The organism is Nonomuraea sp. JJY05 (genome assembly GCF_043496855.1).
Lineage (GTDB): Bacteria > Actinomycetota > Actinomycetes > Streptosporangiales > Streptosporangiaceae > Nonomuraea.
Genome location: NZ_JBIEIS010000126.1, coordinates 1 through 1,337 on the forward strand (window position 1 = coordinate 1; position 1,337 = coordinate 1,337).

Genomic DNA, 1,337 nt, shown 5'->3' on the forward strand with positions numbered 1-1,337 from the left:
GTCCTTGGCGTCGACCAGGAACACCCGGGTGGCGCCCATCTCGTTGGGGCTGGACAGCGTCTTCCAGGCCGCGCTGTCGCCCTTGTGCCTGTACACGGCGATCCGGTGGCCCCGTACGGTCGCTATCTCCGCACCGCCCTGCTGCTGTTGTTCGGCGGCGGCGGCGGGTTGGGCGGTCTTGGACGGGCTGGTCCCCGATGTGCCACCGCTCGACGAGCCGCAAGCGGCGGTCCCGGCGATCAGGCCGGCGACGAGCAGGGCGCCGGTGTAGATCTTGACGTGGCGCATGTCGCAAGATGCTGGCCAAGAAAAGTGAAGAACCTGTGAGGCCGATGTGATGATCTCGTGGTGCCGGTCACGGGTCGCCTACGCTCGGAGGTTATGTGCGCGAATGTCCTGGTCGCGGAGGACGACCCCAAACAGGCGGAGCTGCTGCGCCGCTATCTCCAGCGCGAGGGGCACTCCGTGGCCGTCGTCCACGACGGGCGGACCGCGATCGAGCAGGCTCGCGTTCGCCGCCCCGACCTCGTCCTGCTCGACGTGATGATGCCGGGCGTCGACGGCCTCGACGTGTGCCGCGTGCTGCGCGCCGAGTCCGACGTGCTGGTGCTGATGGTGACCGCCCGCTCGACGGAGGACGACCTGCTGCTCGGCCTCGACCTCGGCGCCGACGACTACCTCACCAAGCCCTACAGCCCGCGCGAGCTGATGGCCCGGGTGCGCACGCTGCTGCGGCGGGCCGGACGGCGGAGCGGCGAGGGGGTGTACCGGGTCGGCGGCCTCACGGTGGATCTCGAGCGGCACACGGTGCTCGCGGACGGGCGCGAGGTCGAGTGCACACCCGCGGAGTTCCGCATCCTGGAGGCGCTGGCCGCGTGGCCGGAGCGGGTCTTCACCCGGGCGCAGCTCCTGGAGCACCTGCACGGCTTCGACCGCTTCATCACCGAGCGCACGGTCGACGCGCACGTGAAGAACCTGCGCAAGAAGATCGAGCCGCAGCCGCAGCGGCCGGTCCGGCTGCGCACGGTCTACGGCGTCGGGTACAAGCTGGTCGCCGACCATGCGCCATAGTCTCCTCGTACGGCTGATCGCCAGCTCGGTGCTGATCGCGGTGTGCTCGATCGTGGCGACCGCGTGGCTGGCGGCGCGCAGCACGTCCGGCGAGATCCGGCATCAGCAGGGCCAGACGCTCGCCCGCGACGCCCGCGTCAACGACGCGTTGCTCGGCTACGCGGCGAGCCACCCGCGGTGGGACGGCGTCGAGGAGACCGTGCGCGGGCTGGCCCGGCAGAGCGGCCAGCGGGTCGCGCTGGCGACCGAGGGCGGCGCCCTGATCG

Annotated in this window: 1 protein-coding gene and 2 pseudogenes; 2 read left to right on the forward strand and 1 reads right to left on the reverse strand. The window is 71.4% G+C overall.

Annotation, left to right across the window (positions count from 1 at the left end):
• Nucleotides 1-288, reverse strand: a pseudogene (locus tag ACFKCF_RS61575) (L,D-transpeptidase); the annotation flags it as partial.
• Between the two features lie 93 nt (nucleotides 289-381).
• Here ACFKCF_RS61575 and ACFKCF_RS61580 point away from each other — a divergent pair.
• The gene (locus ACFKCF_RS61580; RefSeq protein WP_394506788.1) at nucleotides 382-1,071 is read left to right on the forward strand and encodes a response regulator transcription factor; all 690 of its coding nucleotides are present in this window, start codon (nucleotides 382-384) and stop codon (nucleotides 1,069-1,071) included.
• Nucleotides 1,061-1,337, forward strand: a pseudogene (locus tag ACFKCF_RS61585) (two-component sensor histidine kinase); the annotation flags it as partial. The gene ACFKCF_RS61580 and the pseudogene ACFKCF_RS61585, both read left to right, overlap by 11 nt.